Here is a 20,208-nt window from a genome sequence, read left to right on the forward strand (position 1 = left end):
CGTGCTGCGGCACCACATCGAGGCGGAAAGCGCACGTCATTGCCAGATGTATCTAGGTCGTTTTCCCTGTCCATGCCCGCCATTGCGAGGTGAGAGAAACTCCATCGCGTCGATGGTTGCCATTATGGAAACCAGATGGCACAGTGAGGGCATGGTGGCGCAGGAAGTGGGCGTGCGGATCGCGGAGCTGCGGGCTGCGAAAGGGATGACCGGCTCGCAGCTGGGCGCTGCGCTCGGGTTGACGAAGTCGCAAATGTCCAAGATTGAGAACGGTAGTCGCAAGCTCGACATCGGTGAGCTGGCCGTGGTCGCCGACGTGCTCGAGGTGACGCTGGCGGAAGTGCTCGGCGTCAACCGGATGGGCCCGCTCGCGCTGGCGGCACGAGTTATGACCGCCCCGGCTACGGATGAGACGGCGCGCGCCCGGCGCAGGGTTCGGCAGGTCCTCGAAACCGAAGCCGCCCTGGCCGATGCGACGGGTTTGCGTCCGCTGGAGCCCTCCGCAGCAGGACTCCGGGTACTCGAGCGAGCCCATCAGGAGGGGCTGACTACCGGTTCGCCCGTGGAAGCAGGCATCCGGCTGGCGCAGATCGTCCGGGAGGAACTAGGACTCGGCGTCGCCCCGGTCGGTGACCTGCCCGCCCTGTGCGAGCGCCACTTCGGTTTGAACACCGTGACATGGCCGACAGGTAAGGACGTCAGCGGTTTGTGCGCGCACGGCGCCGACATCGCCGTCGTCTTGGTGAGCTCGTCGTTTCCCCGAGGGCACCAGCGATTCACCACAGCCCACGAACTCGACCACCACATCCTCAAAGATCCCCGCGAGGTAATCGTCGAAAGTGACGTGTTTGCGGTCAATTCTCCGTCCGAACGACGCGCCAACGCCTTCGCGGCGGCCCTGCTGATGCCTACCGAAGGGCTGCGCGCCGTCGTCGCCGACCGCAAGATCGACGAAAGTGTGCTGACCGAACTGATGCATGAGTTCGACGTCAGCTTCACCGCACTGCTCTACCAACTCGCCGATCGCAGTGTCCGCCTGCTCAGCGCCGGCGAACGCGATGTCTGGAAGGCCCGCACCGCGACCAGCGTCCTGAGGGCCGGCGGTGACCTGAACCCGCAGGAATGGACCGCCCCCTCCGAGGAACGCCGCATCCCGCCGCGGCTCTGGGCGGCCGCGCAGCAGGGCTACCGTAACGGCCGTGTCGGCCTCGGTGTACTTAGCTCTCTGCTCGACCAGGACGCGGACGAGCTGTACCTCGAACTAGTGGAAGCGGAGATCATGCCGCCGGCGGTACGAGACGACCTGGCTGATCTGTGACCCCCAGCCGTGACGCGCTGCTGTTCGACACCTGCGCGATCATCAACCTGTCGTACTGCTCTCCCGTCGCCACCCTCTTCCGCGACCGCTATAAAGGCCGTGGTGGCTGGGCCGAGGCCGTCCGGCTGGAACTGACCCGGCAGCGCACCCGCAAGCCCCCACACCCACAGGCCGGACGGGCGTGCAATTGGGCCAAAAGCTGGCTCGGAGAACCTTTTCGGGTGACCGACGCCGAGGGTCAGGCGGCCGTCGTGGAGATCCAGGAGTCGATTTCCCTGGGCAGCGACGATGACAGCCTCGATCATCTCGGTGAGGCGGTCAGCATCCACCTGCTCTCAGCCGCGGGCGGGGGCCGGCTCATCTCCGACGATCACGGTGCCCGCGATGCGGCCCGCAGCCGCAGGGTCAAAGCAGCTTCCACTGTCGGGGTACTCGCGGAACTCCTGAGTCGCGGCCTCGTCGCACCCGAGAGCGTGGACACCTACCTCACCGTGCTCCGCGCCCAAGAACGGATGCGGGTGCCGCTCACCGCGATCGACCTGCTCGGCGGCTCACTTGCGTCCTGGGCTTAGAGGCGGCGGCCATAACGTGCTTCTTGCACGTGCTGGAGCATCCTCGCGTCGCCGGTGGTGCCGCGGCCGGGCAAGCAGATCTGCGGGCAAAGGATCCTGGGCCGTCTGGTTGCCGCTGACCCAGGCCTTGCCCGCAATCGGCGTTCAGGATCGCCAACGGTGTTGCGTCACTGGGAACACCAAACACGGGTGTGGTCGCGCCTGTCGGTGACTGTCCTCGGTCTCGACATCAGCTCGAACGAGAACGCCGCCGGCTGGTTGGCCTTCCTGCCCTTTTACTGATCGCGGCCTAGTCCAGAGTCCGTCCAGTCGTCTCCGGAGCCCATTGCGGCCTCATCGGCTCGATCGGCGCCGCCCTGCCGGCTCGGCCGGCAGTGCTGCCACACCACTATTTGCATACCCTGCAAGACAAGGTCGCCAAAGTGCGCAGCCACGGGTGGTACCCCTGGTCCACACCATCGTCGAAAAGACCCAACGCGAAGCACGCCTGACCGGCATCGATATTGATCAACCTGGTGCCGAAAATCGTCGAGACGACCGCAACCGCCGCATAAGATCAACGCACACGGATTAGCGCTGGTCGCCTCCATGCCACGCCAGCGGACGTAAGCCGACACGCTCGTTGTGGGTACCGGGCCCGGCCCCGCGCAAGCGGTCAGCAAGATCATCGAGCAGTAATTCGAGAATCGAGCAACTAGAACTTTTGCTGCGCAACTGCCGCGCTGCAAGAGACAGATGCCCGGGCGAAGCCGTCGTGGACTGGCGTCTAGACTGCTCGCAGCGACCAACCCCGCGTGGGGCTGATCGGGCGGAAGTGGCGGAATTGGCAGACGCGCGGGCCTTAGGAGCCCGTATCCGTGAGGGTGTGCGGGTTCAAGTCCCGCCTTCCGCACCCATGAGCTTGTCGTTCGAGCTTGATCCGCCGCTGACTGCCGACCTGCGGGAAGCGATCGTCGGACTGTGGACCGATGTCACCAATGCGGGCGGTCCGATCGGCTTTGTGGCGCCGGTGAGTATGGCGGATGTGTGGCCGATGGCGCAGGAGACCTTCGCCGCGGTTGAGGCGGGTGTTGATCGGCTGCTGGTCGGGTGGGACGACGGCCGGTTGGTGGCGGTGCTGTTCCTCGTCGACAACCGGTTTGCGTTGAAGGCGCACTGGCGGGTGCTCAAGCGGGTGATGGTCCGTCCTGGCAGCCAGGGTCGCGGCTACGGGGCTGCGTTGATGACCGAGGCCGCTGCGGTCGCGCGGGCCATGCGGCTGGCCGGGCTGCAAGTCACCGTCCGGGATGGGCACGGACTGGAGGCGTTCTACGCCAAGCTCGGCTACACCGTGACCGGCCGGGTCCCGGGCGCCCTCCGCGTGGCGGCGGACGACGACCGGGACGAGATTCAGCTGTGGCTCGACCTCAACGCGGCTGATTGAACCGGACCATGTTGCCGGCCGGGTCGCGGAAGGCGCAGTCGCGGACGCCGTACGCCTGGTCGGTGGGTTCCTGGAGCATTTCGGCGCCGGACTTCTTGATGTGTTCGAAGGTGGCGTCCACATCGTCCGTGACGAAGACCAGCCCGCGGAGCAGGCCCTTGGCGAGCAGCTCGGACTGCTTCTGCTTGTCGTCGGCCGAGGAGCTCGGGTTGGAGTCCGGCGTTTCGATCGTGATCTCCAGATCGGGCTGGCTCGGCGGCGACACGGTGACCCACCGCATGCCCTCGAACTTGACGTCGCTGCGCACCTCGAGACCGAGTACGTCGCGGTAGAAGCCGAGCGCTTTATCGTGGTCGTCGACGGTGATGAAGCAGTGCGAAACCTTGATGTCCATGCAGCTCACGATACGTTCGGCGGGGCCGTGCGGGCTTCTCCGTTCCTGACCGGTCGGGTGAACATCTTGGCGTAGCAGGCTGGGATGGCGGCGCCCGTCTCGTGGGTCCGGGCCCGGTACGCGCTGGGCGTCTCGCCGACCAGTTCGGTGAACCGTGAGCTGAACGAGCCGAGCGAGGTACAGCCGACGGCGAAGCACACCTCGGTGACGGTGAGGTCGCCGCGCCGCAGTAGCGCCTTGGCTCGCTCGATCCGCCGCGTCATCAGGTGGCTGTACGGGGTTTCGCCGAACGCCGCCCGGAAGCTGCGGGAGAAGTGCCCCGGCGACATCAGGGCCTGCCGGGCGAGCGCGGGCACGTCCAGGGGCTCGGCGAAGTCGCGATCCATCAGGTCGCGGGCCTGGCGCAGGCGCACGAGGTCGTCCCGGTTCATGCCCACCAGGATCCCACGCGGGACAACCCCTAGCAGGAGGGCTTGGCGGCGGCCAGTGCCAGGTCAGCGTCGGGGGCGGGCAGCTCGGTGGTGGCGACCGGAGCCGCTTCGCCCGCCGGCGGGGTCGGCGGCGAGGTTGACGGCGAGGCGGTGGGTGTCGCGGTCGGCTTGGCCTTCTTGGGCGTCACGGGCTTGGCGGGGGCGAGAGCCGGGGCGGGGGCGGCGATCGAGCTTCCCGCGAAGCGTACGGAAGTCGCCTGCTTTTGCTCGGGGTCGAGTTTGACGTTCTTCGCCGTCACGCGGTTGCCGTAGAGGTCGGTCAGCTCGACCTGGAACGGGCCGTTGCCGGTCTGCCGGTCGATGAGCCAGAAGTTGTAGTCGGTGCGCTCGGCGGTCAGCCAGCCGGTGCCCGGCCCCTTCGCCCGCACCGACGAGATCGGGTTGGCGTGGTTGTCGATCAGCACCGCCCACCAGTATTGCGACGAGCCCTCCGCGAACGTGATGCTCAGCGGCCCCGGCGTCGACGCACCCGGCACCGCCCGGTAGGTGATCGGCACGATGCCCTGCGCCGGGTCGGCGATCTTCGCGAACGCGGTGCGGCTCAGGTCGAGCCAGCCGGGCGTGCACTCGGGGCAGGAGTCGAACACCTTGACCCGGACCTTGCCCCTGGGTCCGGTCACGTCGAGGTAGCTTCCGCAGGACAGGGCCGCGGAGTATTCGGTGCGGCCCAGTGCCACGTACAGATCATCGGCGGGGGGCTTGAAGTTGCAGTTGCCGACCGTGCCCGCGAGGTCGTAGAAGGTGGCCTTGCCCTTCTGCTTGGCGCTCGTGGGCGGCGCGGCGCACGCGCCGCCGCCGTTCTGCAGCAGGATCGCGACGCCGAGGATGCCGGCCAGGAGGACGGCGCCGGCGGTGGCGAGCCAGCGGGGACGCAGGAGGCGGTGAGCAGTCACGCTGAGGCATCCTTCGCGCCTGGCGCTGCCCGGGGCAACTCTCCTAAGACACGCTTAAGACAGCCTCCCCCGCTCGGATGACCCCGGTGTCACCTGGGCGGAGGTCCGGGATGAGGCTCACGGCGAAATGCAGTCCGCCGCCCCGCCGCCGGATGGCGCCGAGCGTGTGCAGCGGCTCCCGCCCGCGCGCGCCCGTTTCCTGATCGGTGGTGACGACGACGCAACGACTGCATGGCTCGGCCACCCGGAAGGTCAGGTCGCCGATTCGCAGCCGCCCGCCCACCCACTTGTCCTCGGCCCAGGCGTCGGCGTCGGCGAGCACCAGATTGGGCCGGAACCGGGTCATCGGCACAGGCTCGTCGAGGAAGCCGTTGAGGGCGTCGAGCGAAGCTTCGTTGGACAGTGACAGCGGGAAGCCGTCCGCCAGGTTGACCCGGTCGCCCGCTTCGGCGTTGCGCCGGATCGGCCGCCCGGTGGGGTCGGCGAGCCAGGCGAGCCGAGCCTCGCGGCCCAGCAGCTCGGAGAGAAGGTCCGTCGCGGGCGCAGCGAGCCGGGCCGCGACCGGATCCTGAGCGGAGAAAACCCGGACGTCCAGGGGCGGCCCGTCGACCGGTTCGGCGACGTCGAAGCCGTTCAGGACGAGTCCGCCGGGTCGCGGCACCGCGCGCACCCGGGCCAGGGCGGACACCTGCCGCTGGGTGATCCCCACGCCGCCCGCGTCGACCGCCATCCACCGCCGATCCCCGGCGAGACCCCAGGGTTCCACCAGCGCCACGTCGTGGTCCAGCCGGCGGCCACCCTTCAACGGGTACGTGTGCAGCGCCGCGATCCGCATCAGGTCAGCCTCGCACAGCCTGACCCGGCGGCGTGGGCTCTGGCGGACGGCCGACCTGGCACGGCGGCCGCCTCGCGGATCCAGGCCGCGTGACGGCCGCCGTGGGTCAAGGGTCCTGCGGCGGGGCGGAACACCGGTCCTATCGGCAGCGCGGCCGGCAATTCGCGAATTCGGTGCGCGCGCTCAGTCGAGGCCGAGGTCGCGCCGCAGCTTTGCTACGTGGCCGGTTGCCTTGACGTTGTAGAAGGCCCGCTCGATGGCGCCCTGCTCGTCGATCACGAAGGTGGAGCGGATGACGCCGGTCACCGTCTTGCCGTACAGCTGCTTCTCGCCGAACGCGCCGTACGCGGTCAGCACGCTCTTGTCCCGGTCGCTGACCAGGGGAAACGTGATCGCGTCCCGTTCTCGGAAGGTAGCCAGCTTGGCCGGGGTGTCGGGTGAGATGCCGACCACCTCGTAGCCCGCCGCCTGCAGCGAGGCCAGGTTGTCGCGGAAGTCGCAGGCCTGCTTGGTGCAGCCCGGGGTCATCGCCGCCGGGTACGCGTACAGCACGACCTTGCGGCCGCGGAGCTCCTTCAGTGTCAGCGTGCCGCCGTCGTCGGTGGGCAGCGAGAACTCGGGGGCCGGGTCTCCCGGCGCAAGGCGCTCAGTCATGCACCCGAAGATATCGGTGCGACGACGGGTGATCGCAGCCGCAGCAGGGCGGCGACCGCGGCGCCGGCGCCGGCACCGAGCGCGATCGACACGGCGACGCGGGGGAGCCAGCCCGGCCCGGGGAAGTCGACAACCGCCTGGGTGAGGACCCCGGCATCGCCCAGGCCGCCGAAGATCACCAGCGCGGTGCCGCCCAGGAACGCCAGGAACGGGGTACGCCCCCGCAGCGTCAGCACTCCCGCGGCCACCGCCAGCGCCGCGGCCCCGATGGCGGGGGCCTGGCCGGGGAGTCCGAGGACGGCGCGCGTGACGGCGTACCCGAAGGTGGTCGTGCCGGCGATCAGGGTGACGGCTCCCACCCAGCGGAAGCGGCGCAGGCCCAGGGCGACCACCGCCGCGCCGAGCCCGGCCGCACCCAGCCACCAGGCCCACGTCGTCGGCGGTGGCTCCCAGGTCAGCGTGCCGTGCACCTCGAACGGGACGACGTCCCGACGCAGCGGCACCACCCAGGCGCGAAGCTCGTGGGGACGAGACGGATCGGCCTGCGCCTGCGGCGGCAGGTCCGCGCTCAGCCACTGCGTGCGCTGGTCGTGCCAGCGCACGGTCCGGTCCCCGGAGACCCGCTCCCACTGCGGTGCCGCGGCCGCCGAGGCATGCGAGGGTACGGGCGAGTCACCGGCCAACGTCTCGTTCAGGTACGTGGCGGGCGAGTTGACGTTCTGGTACGTCCCGTCCGGCCGCACCTCCAGGTACGGCTCGCCGGAGTAGCCGAGCACCTCGACGGGCTCCGGAGTGTCGTTGGTGAGCTCGAGCCGCGCGCCCGCCTCCACCACCCGCACGGTCAGGCCGGGCTGCGGAGCGCTCAGCCCGGTCACCTCGATGCGGTAGGCGGTGGCGTCGGGAGCGTCGCCACCGTGCGCCGCGGCCGGGCCGGCTGGCAGGAGCACCAGACCGGCCAGGACCGTGAACAGCAGCGTGCCGCGTCTCACCCCTGCGCCGCCGTGACCGCAGCGGTCAGCGCTTGCGGGGTCGGGCTGTCGAGTTTCTTGCCCGCGACGAAGAACGTGGGCGTGCCGGTGACCCCGCGCGCCGACGCCGTGTCGGTGACCTTCGTCGCCCACGCCGTGTACGTCTTACCGGTCACCGCGTCCGCGAACGTCTGGTCCAGGCCCACCGACTTGCCGATCTCCACCAGCTTCGCGTCGTCCAACCCGGCGCTGTTCTCCGGCGGCTGCTGGGCGAACAACGCCTCGTGGAACTCGAAGAACTTGCCGCCCTGCGCGGCGGCCGCCGCCGCGCCTGCGGACCGCGTCGAATACTGGGTGCTGGAGTAGCGGTCCAGGATGGCGATCGGGTGGTAGCGCACCGTGATCTTCTGTGTGTCGACGAGCTGTTTGACCGTAGGCCCGGTCATCGTCTCCACCTCCTTGCAGATCGGGCACATGAAGTCCTCGTAGATGTCGACCACCACCGGCCCGCTGCCCCGCGCGAACGCCGTACCCTCGTCGACCGCCACCGGCGGGACGGTCAGCTTGCCCGCGTTGTCCTGCTCCTGACCGGCTGCCACACTCCAGCCGATCAACCCCGCCATGACCAGTACGAAAACCACCCCCACGCTGGTCCAGAGGGTCACCTTGCGGCGCTTCTCGCGGGCCAGCTGCTCCTGCACGATCCGCTTCGCCTGCGCCCGGTCCTTGCCCTTGCTCACTGCGCGTCCCCCATCAGGATGCCGTCGATCGAATAGCGGGTCCGCGGCCGCCACAGCAGAATCCCGGCGAGCAGCAGGAAACCGACGTCCCGGGCGATGTCCCAGCCGTACGCCGGGTCGATCCCCGCACCCAGCTCCCCGCCGGTGCTGAAGCAGCCACAGTCGATCTGCAAGCCGCGGGTCCACGCCGAGATGATTCCGGCGATGAAGACCACCAGCAGGGCGGCCGAGATACCGGCACTGAGGCGTACGGCCAGCCCGATCAGCAGGAGCAGCCCGAGGGCGAGCTCCAGGAACGGTTGGGCGGCGCCGATCACCTTCGCCACGTCGTACGAGAACAGCTGGTAGGCGTTGACTGCGCGCCCGGAGGCGGCCAGGTCGCCGACTTTCAGCCCGCCGGCGACCAGCCAGACCGCGGCAAGGCCGAGTCGGGCCGCCGTCGAGATCCACGGCCAGGCCGCCTGCATCCGCGTTTCCATGCTCACGCCCCCTTAGTCGACGCGGGGCGCCGCCAAGTTCCGTTTTACCGCCTGGGGGTTAGCTGTGTGCCGGGCCGTCAGCTGGCGCGGGCCTCGGCCACGGCGATCATCAGCTCGTCACGGGCCCGGGCGACGCGCGACCGGATCGTGCCGACTGGAACGCCCTCGACCTCGGCGGCCTCCGCATATGACAGGCCGAGCAGCTGGGTGAGGGTGAACGCCGTCCGGCGCTCCTCGCCCAGCCGGCGGAGCAGGTCGGCGCTGCCGAGCCGGTGCGCCGGATCCGGGGCCGCACGGTGATCGGCGCAGGCCTCAGCGGCCAGCCGGGCGTCGAGCTTGCGCCGCCGGATCACGCTGCGCAGGTGGTCGGCGCAGGTGCGGCGAGCGATGCCGAGCAGCCAGGTGCGCACGTGCGAGCGCCCCTCGAACGAGGGCAGCGCCTTGAACGCGCGCAGGAACGTCTCCTGGGTCAGATCGTCGGCTGCACCCGGGTCGACCAGCGCGGCGGTGAACCGCCACACCTCGGCCTGCGTCGCCCGCACGAGAGCGGACTGCGCGCCGGCATCGCCGGACCGCGCTTGAAGGGCGAGCGCGGTCAGAGAATCGCTCGCTGTCACAGCAGCACACTGTACGCGGTGAGAAATTGTCGTACTGTCCGGGAACTATCCGGGCGCGACGTCCGACACATGATCGAGCATCCGCGCGCGACCACATGGTCGGGCCCGTCGAGCTATCGGGGAGCATTGCAGGCATGACCGTTGATCGACGCCGGGCGCGGATCGCCCTGGCCGGCCTGCTGCTCGGACTCCTGGGCCTGTTCCTGGCCCCGGCCACCCCGGCCAGCGCCCATGCCGCGCTGGTCGCCAGCGATCCCGGCGCCAACACGATCGTCCCGGACGCGCCCAACCGGGTCACCCTCACCTTCAGCGAGTCGGTGCAGCTCATCTCCGGCAAGATCCAGGTGCTCGCCCCGGACGGCAGCCGCGCCGACCAGGGCGACCCGCAGGTCGCCGGCACCACCGTGACCATTCCGCTGCGCGCAGGCGGCGGCCGCGGCACCTACCTGGTGAGCTACCGCGTCGTGTCCGCCGACAGCCACCCGGTCGCCGGCACCCTGACCTATTCGGTCGGCGCCGAGTCCACCCCGCCGAGCGAAGGCGACGCGGCCCAGGCCGTCGACCCGGTCGTGCGCGCGCTCATCCCGGTCGGCAAATTCGCCGGGTACGCCGGACTGGTCCTGCTCGTCGGTCCGATCCTGGTGCTCGCGCTGCTGTGGCCGCACCGGCTCTCCCGGGTCGGCCCGGCCCGGCTGGTCTGGACCGGCATCGGCCTGGTGCTCGGCAGCACGGTGCTGGGCCTGTGGTTGCAAGCGCCGTACACCACCGGAAGTGGCCTTTTCGGCGTCTCCGGCAGCGACCTGCGCGATGTCCTGGGCAGCACATTCGGTGCGGTGATGCTGGTCCGCCTCGGCGTCATCGTGGCGGCCGCGGTCCTGCTGCGCCCCCTGCTGCGCGGCGACGGCGGCGAGTCCAAAGCCGACCTGGCCCTGCTCGGCGTCCTCGGCGTCGCGGCGCTGGCAACCTGGCCCCTGACCGGGCACCCGACTGCCTCCCCGGTCGCCGGCGTCTCCGTCGTGGTCGACGCGATCCACCTCGCCGCCATGTCAGTGTGGCTGGGCGGGCTGGTCATGCTGGTCGGCTTCCTGCTGCGGCACGCCAACGCGAGCGAGCTCGCCGCGATCCTGCCGATCTGGTCCCGCTGGGCGGCCACCGCGGTCGCCGCACTCATCACCGCCGGCGTCGTGCAGGCCCTCATCGAAGTCGCGTCGTTCAACGGTCTGATCGACACGACCTACGGACGACTGATCCTGGTCAAGGTCGCCCTGGCCGCCACGGTGATCGCGATGGCGGCGGTCTCCCGCAAACTGGTCCGCAACCGGAGCGCCGAAACCGGACCGAGCCGCCTGCGCCGCATCGTGTTCGCCGAACTCGCCGTCACCGTTGTCGTCCTCGGCGTCACCGCTGCCCTCGTCCAGATCCCGCCGCCGCGCACCGCGGAGGCGGCCGAGACCGGCGCCACGTCCACCACGATCACACAAACGGTGGCGGACGCCAGGATGTCGCTGCAGGTGGACATCTTCCCGGCCACGGTCGGCAACAACTCCATCCACCTGTACGCGTACACGCTGGACAACAAGCCCCTGCCGGTAGTGGAGTGGACGGCCACCGCGGCCCTGCCGGAGAAGGGCATCGAGCCGATCGAGGTGCCCCTGCTGCGGATCACCGACTTCCACGCCATCGGCGACATCGCGTTGCCCATAGCGGGGGAGTGGACGTTCAAGTTCACCGTACGCACGAGCGAGATTGACCAGTCCAACCTGACGGTCAAGGCAAAGGTCTCGTAGGCGTACCTCCAGCAAGGAGGGGCCGGCCCGTTATGGGCCGGCCCTTTTTGCTCGCTCCCCGCGTTCTTTCGACGCCCCCGATGATCCCGGTAGTGGCCTAAGTAACCGTTTATCCATTTTGGTGTTATTTCGGGCTGTATGGTCTGCCGCAGTATCACCGAGAAGGGGGAGACGAGATGCGGTTGCTCCGCACCATCCTCGGCATGCTGTTGCTGACCGTCGGCATACCGGCACTACTCGTAGGCGGCGCATTCTGGGCCGCCATGCAACACCGCGACGCCGGAGGGTCCTTCAGCGGCACCATGCAACGCGTCGCCACCTCCGGGTACGCCGTCGTGGTCGACGACGTCGACGCCCTGCTCCGCCAGGACGCCCCGTTTGCCCGCCTCGGCGACACCCGCCTGCGCATCACGGCGAACTCATCCGGCGCCCCGGCCTTCGTCGGCATCGCGCCGCGCGGGCGGGCCGACGCCTACCTCGCCGACATCCCCCGCATCTCGGTCTCCGAGATCGACCTCGGCACCGGCGCCCTCCCGCTGACCAGCAAACTGATCCCAGGCACGCGCGCCCCCGAAACACTGCCCGGCCGCGAACGCATCTGGATCGCCGCCGGCACCGGTTCCCTCGACTGGAACCCCACCGAGCTCCGCGACACCCAGTACAGCCTGGTCATCATGAACTCGGCCGCGCAGCCCGGCGTCCGCCTCGAATCCGTCGCCGGCATCCGCCCCGGCTGGCTCAACCAGGCCACCTGGTCCCTGCTCACCGCCGGCAGCATCCTCGTCATGATCGGCATGATCATCCTCGGCTGGCCGTCCCGCCGCCGCGAGGTCGTCTACGTCGTCGAACCCAGCCAGGTCCCCGACCTCATGCTCGCCATCGGCGCCCCCCTGCCGTTGAGCCGAGTCGGCGGCGGCCGCCACTCAGCCACCCACCGGCCGCGTACGCTCGCCGACTGCCAGCCCCGCAGCCGGCCACCATCCCTGACCTGGCCGCCGTCGTCCCGCAACAACCAGCCGTCCGGCCGCGGGTCCGCCATCCCGATGCCGTCGACGCCCGCCGCCACCCCGACCGCGGCGCCGGCTCCCGCCGCCGAAGAACCGGTGCCGGTGACCGTCGGGGCGGGCGCGGCATCCGTCACTGCGGCCCCGACTCCGGCCTCGGCTCCGGCCGCAGTCCCGGCTCCGGCCTCGGCTCCGGCCGCAGTCCCGGCTCCGGCCTCGGCTCCGGCCGCAGTCCCGGCTCCGGCCTCGGTGCCTGATTCCGCTCCGGCTCCGGCTTCGGGCGTTTCGGCTGCTGCTTCGAGTGCCAGCTCTGCTGCGCCGGCTACCGCGGTTGCTCCAGGGCAGCCCTTGAACCTCCTGTCGCCCCGAGTTGTGCCGGCCCCGTCGCCCGGCACCGGCCCATCGGCGCCCGGCACGCCAGAACCGCTACTCGGCCGCGGAACAGACCGTGCCGCCCGGCGCCGCAGCGCGCCCCAGCCCACCGACCTGCCGATCTTCGAAGCTTCGGCGGTCGGTGCATGGGTGGCCGAGACGGCCGCCGCACGGGCTCGCGAGACCGAGGCCCGGGCCGCCGCGGCGCTGAACGCTTCCCGCAAGGCCGCTGCCGCGGCAAAGGCGGCCGCCGCTTCGGCAGCTGCCGCGGCCAAGCAGCCGGCTGCTGCCCCGAAGGGCTACGACGTCGTCGTGGTCGGCCTCTCCGTTCCCGAGGACACCACGAAGCCCGCAGCTTCGCCTGCGCCGGCTCCCTCTGCGCCGGCTGCTTCGCCTGCGGCGGCTGCTTCGCCTGCGGCGGCTGCTTCGCCTGCGGCGGCTGTTCCGTCTGCGGCGGCTGCTTCGCCTGCGGCGGCCGTTCCGTCTGCGCCGGCCGCTTCGCCCGCGGCGGCTGCTTCCTCTGCGCCGGCCGCATCGCTCAAGCCGGTTGCCATGGCCGCACCAACCACTCGGCGTGCCGCAGTCGGTTCGGCGGTAGAGGCCACCGGGCCTGACGCCGCCGCGCCGGTAGCCAAGATTGACGCTGCTAAGCCCGCGACCGAGGTCGGGCGGCCTGGCGCGGCTGAGTCGGCAGCCAAGGCTGCCACCGCTAAGCCAATGATTGGGGTCGCTGGGTCTACCGCAGCTGGGCCGGTGGTGGGGACTTCTAAGCCAGTCGCCGCAGCTCAGGCTGACGTTGCTCGGCCGGTGCCGCAGGCCGATGCGGCCAAGTCGGCGGTCGAGAGTGCTGGGACTGACGTGGCGAAGTTGGCCTCGCCGACTAGTGTGCCGAAATCGTCTGCGCAGGGTGATGTCGCTGGGCGGGGTGCGCAGCCTGATGTCGCTAAGTCGGCCTCGCCGACTGGTGTGCCGAAGTCGCCTGCACAAGGTGACGTCGCTCGCCAGGGTGCACAGGCTGATGGCGCCAAGCCGGCGGCAGCGGCTGTCAAACCTGCGGCGCAGGCTGGCGTCGCAAAGCCGGCGGGCGCGGCGGGCGAGCGGGCCGTCACGGCTGACTCTGCCAGGCCGGCGGTCGCGCCGATGCAATCTGCTGTGCAGCAGGAAGCGGGCACGTCCGGGGCCGCTGCGTCGGAGCCGGTCGCCGGTAAGGGAGCGGCTGCGACGGTTGGCGCCGCACCGAAGCCGGCCCAGCCGGCCAAGACGGCGCCGCGGAACGCCCTCTTCGGAGGCCCGCCCGCTAACGCATGGGCGGCTACCGGGCTTACCCGCGCCGACTCGGGTCGGGTGGGCGCGGCCGCTCCGGCCGCTCCCGGCGACACCACGGCGCCGGCCCGAGGCCTTACCCCGTCGTCTCCGGCTGCTGCTTCAGCGGGAGGGAAGCCTGGTGCCGCTCCCGCCGTTACCAAGGTGGACACCGCTTCGCCTGTTGGTCGGGCGGACGCCGGGTCTTCGGCTGATCGGGAGCAAGCTTCTTCGCCCGGTGGTCGGGCGGGGGCTGTTTCGCCGGTTGGTCGGGTGGAGGCTCCATCGCAGGGTAGTGCCGCGTCTTCGGTTGGGCGGGCGGATACGGCGCCGTCGCCGGCTCGGCCGGTTTCTCCGGGGCCGGTTTCGCCGACGAAGCCAGCCGTTCCGGTGCCGACTAGTCCTGTGCCGTCGCCGGCTCGGCCAGCGGTTCCCGGACCGTCGCGGCCGGCTGAACCGGCTCGGGAGCCCGTTCCTTCGGGGAAGGCCGACTCGGCGGGTGCCGCGCCGGCCGCCACTTCGCGGCCGTCGACGTGGCCTGCGGCTGCTCCGGGCAAGTCGGACAGCTCGGGGTTGTCGCAGCCGGCCGGATCGGGTGGTGCGGCGGCTCTCGGGCGGACCCGCGCCGAGGAACGGCCTGCGGGCGGTGCGGTTTCGGCGGCGAAGACCGAGGCGCGAATCGCGGGGCAACGTACGGAGCAGGCACAGTCCGCGGCCGTGCAGCCTGAAGCGTCCGCCGTTACGGAGACCAAGGCGGGTCGGAGTTCGGCTTCGGCAGCGAAGCAGGACGCCCGGTCGGCGGCCGCGCCGGACGACGACGCGGTGGCGAGCAGCGCGGGGACCGCAAAGCGGGGTCTGCTGGGTGGTTACAAGGCCGAGGTTGCGGAGTTGCTGGGCGGAGCGAAGGCTCGGCGGCGGCGCAACGTGACGGCTTCCGGGCTGCCGGCACCCGATCCGGAGGAGCAGGAACCGCCGATCAAGCTGACCAGACCGCCGCGTCGCGGGCGCGGACAAAGCAAGGACTGATCGCGCAGCAGCAAGCCCCCGGGTGCATGCCCGGGGGCTTTTGCGTATACCGAAAGGGCCCTCCGCGCTGCCGACGCGGAGGGCCCTTTACCGGGGGAAACGGAGTAACCGAAGGGGGGCTTCGTCCGTTAAGCCCAGTTTAGACCTTGGTCGGCCTGCCTGGGTAGTCCTGGTGCTAAAACCGGCAATCTAGGGTGAATCCGTACTTCTCTGGGTGTCGGTTCCCGAACAGGTGGGCAGGTGCGACCGTCCCCGCACGTCACCGGTTCGTGCGCGTAGGCTGATCCCGTGGCGGATCTTCTGGTATGGATCGATTGTGAGATGACCGGCCTCGACCTGGGCAAGGACGCCCTGATCGAGGTGGCGGCGCTCGTCACCGATCCAAATCTCACCATTCTGGGCGAGGGCGTCGACCTCGTCATCCACGCCGATGACGCCGCGCTGGACGCGATGCCGGACGTCGTGCGCGACATGCACGCCAAGTCGGGCCTGACGGAAGAAGTGCGGCGTTCCACGGTCACGATGGCGGAGGCGGAAGAGGCCGTCCTGGCGTACGTGAAGCAGTTCGTGCCCAATCCGCGGACCGCGCCCCTGTGCGGGAACTCGATCGCGACGGACCGGGGTTTCCTTGCCCGCGACATGCCGGAGCTGGACAGCTTCCTGCACTACCGGATGATCGACGTCTCGTCGCTGAAGGAGCTCGCGCGCCGTTGGTATCCCCGGGTGTACTTCGGTCAGCCGCAGAAGGGGCTCGCGCACCGCGCTCTTGCCGACATTCGCGAGAGCATCCGTGAGTTGGAGTACTACCGGCGGTCGATGTTCGTGCCGCTTCCGGGCCCGGACGTCGAGCAGGCCCGGGCTATCGCCGCTGAGCTGTAGGTTCCCGGGTTCTTCCCGCCGCAGAAGCCCGCGGCGCGCCGGGGCGGTAACCCGGTGGACGCGGGCGTGGGGTGTCCGGCTATGCTTGTCCGGCGCCCGCCGAGGAGGTCACCTTCTTCGGCGCGGAAGGCATGGTGGTCGTAGCTCAGCTGGTAGAGCACCGGGTTGTGGTCCCGGGGGCCGCGGGTTCAAGTCCCGTCGATCACCCCATAGGAAGTCCAAGTCAGAAGGCCTGATCGCGGAAGCGGTCAGGCCTTCTGACTTGGGATTCTGAGTTCGGGCGAAGCCACCGAGCGGGGCGTGGCCCAGGCTTTCGGCGCGTATGTGCGACCGACTCGGTGCGGCATCGAGTGCCGGGACGGGTGAGGCCCGCGTCAGCTGCTGTTACGCCGACTCCCTCTCAGGCGGATCCGTCGAGGTTGGCGACCGTCCCGGCGAGGGAGTTGGGGCTGGTGTGTGTCACACCCCAGATGACGGCCGAGCTTCCCGCCTCGGACACGATGAAGTTCGTCAGCGAGGGTGCGCTCACGTTCTTGGGGTCGGACTGGACGGCACCGCCGACCGTCTGGTTGAGGGTGGACGCGCTGATGCGGATGCCGGTTCTGGCTCCTCTGAAGGTGTACGCCCCCATGAGGCTGCAGCTCTTGGAGTTTGTCACCGCGAAGCCCTCCTCGGTGAACTCCTCGGCACCGCAGCTGGTCAGCGTCACGGATGCGCAGCCATGCAGGAGGTAGCCCCGCTTGCCGCCTTTCGCGTCGCTCGCACACGCGTTCAGGGTCGAGTAGCTCACGTAGTCGAGCTCGTAGCCGTTCTTCTTGTTGCCGAGCGCGTAGCAAGCTTCGAAGGCGAGGGAGGTGGCGCCCGCCGCCGTGGTCTTCGTGACGTAGAAGCCGTTGCCGCCGTTCTTCATGGACTGGACCCGGGTGATCCGTGAGGCGATCACGGCGATGAGGTAGACGCCGCAGTCGCCCCAGTTCTTGACGACGCAGTCCTCGATGGTGATGTTGGAAGGACCTTCGGCCGGCCCGGGGGCGAGGTAGATGCCGGAGGCCCCGTTTGTCGGCGGCGGAGTGTCGGGGTCGTACTGCCCGATGATGCTGAGACCCGCGATGGTCACGTAGTTGACCGGAAAGCCGCTCAGCGAGGCTATGCCATGGCCGGCACCCACCTGGGTGATCTTCGTGGCCTGCGCACCGGCACCGATCAGCCGCTGGTTGGATCGCATGACGATGGGCTGCTTGATGTAGAACTCGCCTGCGCTCATCAGCACTTGGCGGTTCACGTCGGAGAGGCCTTTCTGAATCGCGGCATGGTCGGCCGCGCCGGTGACGTCACCGCTGGGCGTGATGACGACGAGACCCTCCGTCGCGGCCACCGCGGCGGTAGGCTGACCGAAAATCATCCCTCCGGCGGTCAAGCCGGCTCCCGCCAACGATCCCGTGATCATTTCTCGGCGGCTCTGCTGCGTCATTCCCCGACTCCCCGTTGATTGTTCAGTGCCTTCATCGCCGGGCCTGAGCACGGCGAGGTACCCCGTCGCCGTCCCGGCGTCGGCGGCTGTCCCGGAACTACAAGATCAACGCGGCTGTCCCGGAACTACAAGATCAAAGCAGAGAGATCAATCGGCTCGTCACCGGCCCGAAGGCGTCAGTGGCAACGGGAGCCTTGCCCGACCCTTGTGCCGGATCAAGGAGATTTCGCCGGCTGAAATGGCCGAAACCGACCGGTCGCTGGTAGGGCCGGCTGTTCCCGGGTGCCTGGCTTGGCTGCGCCCCTCCTCGGCGTGGGGGCGAAGCGGGCCGTGCAGGCCGCTGCGGGACGAAGAACGCCGTTGCGAATTCCACGGGGGAAGAACTCGCAACGGCGTGAGACCTACCTTAATCGATGATCTGTCAATCGTCCATATCGCCGGTCAGCTTTGCCTCATCAGGCAGCCGGATCCGGCGCGCGTAGGTCGATCGGGCCAGGGGCACTCCGCTGTTCCGTCGGCCGGGTGATGACGGTGAGCAATCGGGGCGCAAGTCGGTCGGCGCCGGCTGATCTGCCTACGGTGGTGACATGACCAGCATTGAATTCCCGTGGGAGCCGCCGATCGCCGGGACGGAGGCCGAGCACCTGGCCGGCGCGTTGGAGCGGCTGCGGGCTACGTTTCGGTGGAAGGCTGACGGACTCGATGCGGACGGGCTGCGTACGCGGGTGGGTGCGTCCACGCTGACGCTCGGTGGGCTGCTGAAGCACCTGGCTTTCGTGGAGGACTACACCTTCACCACCAAGCTGCACGGCGAGGCACCCGGTGCGCCGTGGCGGCGGGAGGACTGGGCGGACGACGAAGACTGGGAGTTCACGTCGGCGGCTGCGGACACCCCTGAGCACCTGTACGGGCTGTGGGACAGCGCAGTGGTGCGCTCCCGCGAGCGGCTGGCGGCGGCGTTCGTCGAGGGCGGGCTGGATCAGCTTGTGCACATCGCCGGACCCGATGACCGGCGGGCCAACCTGCGCCGGCTGATCTGTGACCTGATCGAGGAGTACGGCCGCCACGCCGGCCACGCCGACCTGCTGCGCGAAGCGGTGGACGGGCTGGTCGGGGAGGACCCGCCGGCCGGCTGGCGGGCCCGCTCGGGCCACGCACCCGTGGGCTGCTGACGAAGGGGCTGCCGCCAGGCCGACGCGCCGAGGGCCGAGGCGCCGAGGGCCGAGGGTCGAGGGCCGAGGGTCGAGGGCGGATGGGGCAGGTCGCGGAGTGTGCCGAACGGGGGAAGACCCTTGCTGTCATTGACCGAAATGTATCTATAGTGAGTGGGGTTGGCCGGCTGAGGAAGGCTCATGGGTCGTGTTCTGCACATAGCCGATCGAAGCGGGGGCGTAACGGAGCTCCCGTCATGAGCCGCAATGACGGCGGCAATGTGGCCGTGCTGCCGGAGATCGCCGACGTCATGCGCGCCGCCGACCTGGGCCTCTACCTGCCGCCGTCGATCGCCCGTGGATACCCGCCCCCGGCCGAGTGAGCGGGCCGCGGCTAGGACACAAGGGCACGTGTCGAGGTGCGAGCGTCCCTTCCCGCAGCTCCGACCTTGAAGCTGTACGGTGAGCGGCGGTTCACTGGCGGGATCCCTGCCAGGAGGTGAGTCCATTGTCCGAGTACGCCGACCGGCAGCTCGAACAGATGCTGGACGACTACCAGCAGCGCCGGAACACGCTTGCCGACCTGCATCAGCGGCTGCGGTCCCTGACAGCGACGGCAACCTCGCCGCGGCGGGAAGTGACGGTGACCGTGACGCACACCGGCGCCATCGTGGACGTGTCGTTCGACGGACCCGGGTATCGCCGGCTGCCACCGAAGGAACTTTCCGAACTGGTCATGCGGACGATCAGCGCGGCCCGGGACCGGGCCGTCGCGGCAGCCGCGGAACTGATGTCGCCGGTGCTGCCCGAGGGTGTCGACGCGCGGCGGCTGCTGGCCGGCCAGGTGGACTTCGAGACACTCGCACCCTCCGCCGGTCCGCGCATGGCCGGAGTCATCCGCGACCAGCTCGACCGGTAAGGGGCACTCATGTCCGCGCATTTCTATGTCGACCCGGAAGACCTTCGGGGACAGGCCAAGCCCTACCACCATGCGGCAAAGACCTTCGCGCGGCTGCGGCAGCGCATCGTCGACATGGAGACCACGTACGGCGGCGCTTACGGCAGCGACGACCTGGGCGAGAAATTCACCCCGCAGTTCCGGTACGTCATGGGATACCTGAGTGACGGCGTCGACGGCATGGAAGAGGCGCTCACCTACAACGCGGAAGGGCTGCTCGACGTCGGCGAGACGTTCGCGGTCGCTGAGGACGAGGGCGTGCAGCTCGGCTACCGGCTGGGGGAGGAGATCCCGCAGGTGGGGCCCGGTGGCAACGGGGACGGACCGCGAGAATACCGCCGAGCGTACGCGGTCGAGGGGCGGAAGTTGCTGCCCGGGGAACAGGCTCCCGTCCTCCACAGCAAGGTGGTGCGCGCCAGGATCGCCGAGGAGGGCGAGGTGCTGGAGCCCCGGGTCTGGCGAGCTGTCGCCCCCATGGACGAGACGGACGGCGAACGCCCCACCTTCTTCCGGTCAGCGAAGCTTGGCGTGGAGCCCGGGACGCTGCCGCAGGGGGAACGGATCGAAGGACAGCAGCCGCTGGCCTTCGCCCGTGCCGAGCGGCTGCTGGTCGGGGAACCGGTGATCGCGCGGTCCGAGCAGGACGCGCAGCCGGGCCAGCCGTACTTCGTCGACGTGGACAACCCGATCTTCGTCCCCCAGCCGGGTGCCGTCGTCGACCCGTCGATCCCGGAAGACGACTTCGGCCCCTGGTACGTCAACCCGGACGGCACTGTCACGCCCCATCCGATGATCGCCGTCAAGCCGGTCGTCGACGCACCCCCGCGTGGGTAGTTCCCGCGCGGCCCGCGCTGGCCGGCCGACCGTGAAACGA

The 20,208-nt window shown here is 69.8% G+C and carries 20 protein-coding genes and 2 tRNA genes; 12 read left to right on the plus strand and 10 right to left on the minus strand.

The window, feature by feature from the left end; genetic code table 11:
• Position 1: 1 nt before the first annotated feature.
• From ACIA1L_RS10335 to ACIA1L_RS10350, 4 genes are all read left to right on the plus strand, one after another.
• Positions 2 to 1,318 (plus strand): helix-turn-helix domain-containing protein, encoded by a 1,317-nt coding sequence (locus ACIA1L_RS10335; RefSeq protein WP_396072326.1) that lies wholly within the window; start codon positions 2 to 4, stop codon positions 1,316 to 1,318.
• On the plus strand, positions 1,315 to 1,890 hold the full coding sequence (locus ACIA1L_RS10340) for a hypothetical protein (RefSeq protein ID WP_396072327.1): 576 nt from the start codon (positions 1,315 to 1,317) through the stop codon (positions 1,888 to 1,890). The genes ACIA1L_RS10335 and ACIA1L_RS10340 overlap by 4 nt, the downstream gene beginning before the upstream one ends.
• A gap of 808 nt (positions 1,891 to 2,698) precedes the next feature.
• Positions 2,699 to 2,782 (plus strand) — tRNA-Leu (locus ACIA1L_RS10345).
• Positions 2,783 to 2,785: 3 nt separating this feature from the next.
• Complete coding sequence (locus ACIA1L_RS10350; protein WP_396072328.1) at positions 2,786 to 3,313, plus strand: GNAT family N-acetyltransferase; 528 nt, start codon at positions 2,786 to 2,788, stop codon at positions 3,311 to 3,313.
• On the opposite strand, the gene ACIA1L_RS10355 is transcribed toward ACIA1L_RS10350, so the two are convergent.
• From ACIA1L_RS10355 to ACIA1L_RS10395, 9 genes are all read right to left on the minus strand, one after another.
• On the minus strand, positions 3,297 to 3,707 hold the full coding sequence (locus ACIA1L_RS10355; RefSeq protein WP_396072330.1) for a VOC family protein: 411 nt from the start codon (positions 3,705 to 3,707) through the stop codon (positions 3,297 to 3,299). The two genes, ACIA1L_RS10350 and ACIA1L_RS10355, sit on opposite strands and share 17 nt — an antisense overlap.
• Before the next feature lie 5 nt (positions 3,708 to 3,712).
• Positions 3,713 to 4,138 carry a helix-turn-helix domain-containing protein gene (locus ACIA1L_RS10360; protein ID WP_396072332.1) on the minus strand — a complete coding sequence of 142 codons (426 nt, stop codon included), beginning with the start codon at positions 4,136 to 4,138 and terminating at the stop codon, positions 3,713 to 3,715.
• Between the two features lie 29 nt (positions 4,139 to 4,167).
• On the minus strand, positions 4,168 to 5,091 hold the full coding sequence (locus ACIA1L_RS10365; protein WP_396072334.1) for an expansin EXLX1 family cellulose-binding protein: 924 nt from the start codon (positions 5,089 to 5,091) through the stop codon (positions 4,168 to 4,170).
• A gap of 43 nt (positions 5,092 to 5,134) precedes the next feature.
• Positions 5,135 to 5,926, minus strand: a complete 792-nt coding sequence (locus tag ACIA1L_RS10370; protein ID WP_396072336.1) for an MOSC domain-containing protein — start codon at positions 5,924 to 5,926, stop codon at positions 5,135 to 5,137.
• Positions 5,927 to 6,109: 183 nt separating this feature from the next.
• Positions 6,110 to 6,580 (minus strand): thioredoxin-dependent thiol peroxidase, encoded by a 471-nt coding sequence (gene bcp, locus ACIA1L_RS10375; protein ID WP_396072338.1) that lies wholly within the window; start codon positions 6,578 to 6,580, stop codon positions 6,110 to 6,112.
• On the minus strand, positions 6,577 to 7,569 hold the full coding sequence (locus ACIA1L_RS10380; protein ID WP_396072339.1) for a hypothetical protein: 993 nt from the start codon (positions 7,567 to 7,569) through the stop codon (positions 6,577 to 6,579). Before ACIA1L_RS10380 ends, bcp begins: the two co-directional genes overlap by 4 nt.
• Positions 7,566 to 8,288: a DsbA family protein gene (locus ACIA1L_RS10385; protein ID WP_396072340.1), complete on the minus strand. Its 723-nt coding sequence runs from the start codon at positions 8,286 to 8,288 to the stop codon at positions 7,566 to 7,568. Before ACIA1L_RS10385 ends, ACIA1L_RS10380 begins: the two co-directional genes overlap by 4 nt.
• The gene (locus ACIA1L_RS10390) at positions 8,285 to 8,767 is read right to left on the minus strand and encodes a MauE/DoxX family redox-associated membrane protein (protein WP_396072341.1); all 483 of its coding nucleotides are present in this window, start codon (positions 8,765 to 8,767) and stop codon (positions 8,285 to 8,287) included. Before ACIA1L_RS10390 ends, ACIA1L_RS10385 begins: the two co-directional genes overlap by 4 nt.
• Positions 8,768 to 8,844: 77 nt before the next feature.
• Complete coding sequence (locus ACIA1L_RS10395) at positions 8,845 to 9,384, minus strand: sigma-70 family RNA polymerase sigma factor (protein ID WP_396072342.1); 540 nt, start codon at positions 9,382 to 9,384, stop codon at positions 8,845 to 8,847.
• Positions 9,385 to 9,509: 125 nt separating this feature from the next.
• Between ACIA1L_RS10395 and ACIA1L_RS10400 the strand changes: the two genes are divergently transcribed.
• The 4 genes from ACIA1L_RS10400 to ACIA1L_RS10415 all read left to right on the plus strand — a co-directional run bounded on the left by ACIA1L_RS10400 (position 9,510) and on the right by ACIA1L_RS10415 (position 15,964).
• Positions 9,510 to 11,171 (plus strand): copper resistance CopC/CopD family protein, encoded by a 1,662-nt coding sequence (locus ACIA1L_RS10400; RefSeq protein ID WP_396072469.1) that lies wholly within the window; start codon positions 9,510 to 9,512, stop codon positions 11,169 to 11,171.
• A gap of 176 nt (positions 11,172 to 11,347) precedes the next feature.
• A complete protein-coding gene (locus ACIA1L_RS10405; RefSeq protein ID WP_396072344.1) occupies positions 11,348 to 14,875 on the plus strand; it encodes a hypothetical protein in 3,528 nt (1,175 codons plus the stop codon).
• Between the two features lie 288 nt (positions 14,876 to 15,163).
• Positions 15,164 to 15,754: an oligoribonuclease gene (orn, locus tag ACIA1L_RS10410; protein ID WP_396072345.1), complete on the plus strand. Its 591-nt coding sequence runs from the start codon at positions 15,164 to 15,166 to the stop codon at positions 15,752 to 15,754.
• A 134-nt stretch (positions 15,755 to 15,888) separates the two neighbouring features.
• Positions 15,889 to 15,964: transfer RNA gene (locus ACIA1L_RS10415), tRNA-His, on the plus strand.
• Positions 15,965 to 16,154: 190 nt separating this feature from the next.
• On the opposite strand, the gene ACIA1L_RS10420 is transcribed toward ACIA1L_RS10415, so the two are convergent.
• Entirely contained in the window at positions 16,155 to 17,225 is a 1,071-nt protein-coding gene (locus tag ACIA1L_RS10420; RefSeq protein ID WP_396072347.1) for a right-handed parallel beta-helix repeat-containing protein, read from the minus strand.
• Between the two features lie 587 nt (positions 17,226 to 17,812).
• Here ACIA1L_RS10420 and ACIA1L_RS10425 point away from each other — a divergent pair.
• The 4 genes from ACIA1L_RS10425 (at position 17,813) to ACIA1L_RS10440 (ending at position 20,168) form a co-directional block, all read left to right on the plus strand.
• Positions 17,813 to 18,397, plus strand: a complete 585-nt coding sequence (locus ACIA1L_RS10425; RefSeq protein ID WP_396072349.1) for a DUF664 domain-containing protein — start codon at positions 17,813 to 17,815, stop codon at positions 18,395 to 18,397.
• Between the two features lie 236 nt (positions 18,398 to 18,633).
• Positions 18,634 to 18,759: a hypothetical protein gene (locus ACIA1L_RS10430; protein ID WP_396072350.1), complete on the plus strand. Its 126-nt coding sequence runs from the start codon at positions 18,634 to 18,636 to the stop codon at positions 18,757 to 18,759.
• Positions 18,760 to 18,875: 116 nt separating this feature from the next.
• Positions 18,876 to 19,295 carry a YbaB/EbfC family nucleoid-associated protein gene (locus tag ACIA1L_RS10435; RefSeq protein ID WP_396072351.1) on the plus strand — a complete coding sequence of 140 codons (420 nt, stop codon included), beginning with the start codon at positions 18,876 to 18,878 and terminating at the stop codon, positions 19,293 to 19,295.
• A 9-nt stretch (positions 19,296 to 19,304) separates the two neighbouring features.
• Entirely contained in the window at positions 19,305 to 20,168 is an 864-nt protein-coding gene (locus ACIA1L_RS10440; RefSeq protein WP_396072353.1) for a hypothetical protein, read from the plus strand.
• Positions 20,169 to 20,208: the final 40 nt, after the last annotated feature.

Source organism: Actinoplanes sp. NPDC051859, from assembly GCF_044452725.1.
Taxonomy (GTDB): domain Bacteria; phylum Actinomycetota; class Actinomycetes; order Mycobacteriales; family Micromonosporaceae; genus Actinoplanes.

What these genes read in the sequence shown, in the direction of transcription:
- ACIA1L_RS10350 (WP_396072328.1), top strand. Translation starts at nt 2,786, where the DNA reads ATGAGCTTGTCGTTCGAGCTTGATCCGCCGCTGACTGCCGACCTGCGG.
- ACIA1L_RS10355 (WP_396072330.1), bottom strand. Translation starts at nt 3,707, where the DNA reads ATGGACATCAAGGTTTCGCACTGCTTCATCACCGTCGACGACCACGAT.
- ACIA1L_RS10360 (WP_396072332.1), bottom strand. Translation starts at nt 4,138, where the DNA reads ATGAACCGGGACGACCTCGTGCGCCTGCGCCAGGCCCGCGACCTGATG.
- ACIA1L_RS10370 (WP_396072336.1), bottom strand. Translation starts at nt 5,926, where the DNA reads ATGCGGATCGCGGCGCTGCACACGTACCCGTTGAAGGGTGGCCGCCGG.
- bcp (WP_396072338.1), bottom strand. Translation starts at nt 6,580, where the DNA reads ATGACTGAGCGCCTTGCGCCGGGAGACCCGGCCCCCGAGTTCTCGCTG.
- ACIA1L_RS10390 (WP_396072341.1), bottom strand. Translation starts at nt 8,767, where the DNA reads ATGGAAACGCGGATGCAGGCGGCCTGGCCGTGGATCTCGACGGCGGCC.
- ACIA1L_RS10405 (WP_396072344.1), top strand. Translation starts at nt 11,348, where the DNA reads ATGCGGTTGCTCCGCACCATCCTCGGCATGCTGTTGCTGACCGTCGGC.
- ACIA1L_RS10420 (WP_396072347.1), bottom strand. Translation starts at nt 17,225, where the DNA reads ATGACGCAGCAGAGCCGCCGAGAAATGATCACGGGATCGTTGGCGGGA.
- ACIA1L_RS10425 (WP_396072349.1), top strand. Translation starts at nt 17,813, where the DNA reads ATGACCAGCATTGAATTCCCGTGGGAGCCGCCGATCGCCGGGACGGAG.
- ACIA1L_RS10430 (WP_396072350.1), top strand. Translation starts at nt 18,634, where the DNA reads ATGAGCCGCAATGACGGCGGCAATGTGGCCGTGCTGCCGGAGATCGCC.
- ACIA1L_RS10440 (WP_396072353.1), top strand. Translation starts at nt 19,305, where the DNA reads ATGTCCGCGCATTTCTATGTCGACCCGGAAGACCTTCGGGGACAGGCC.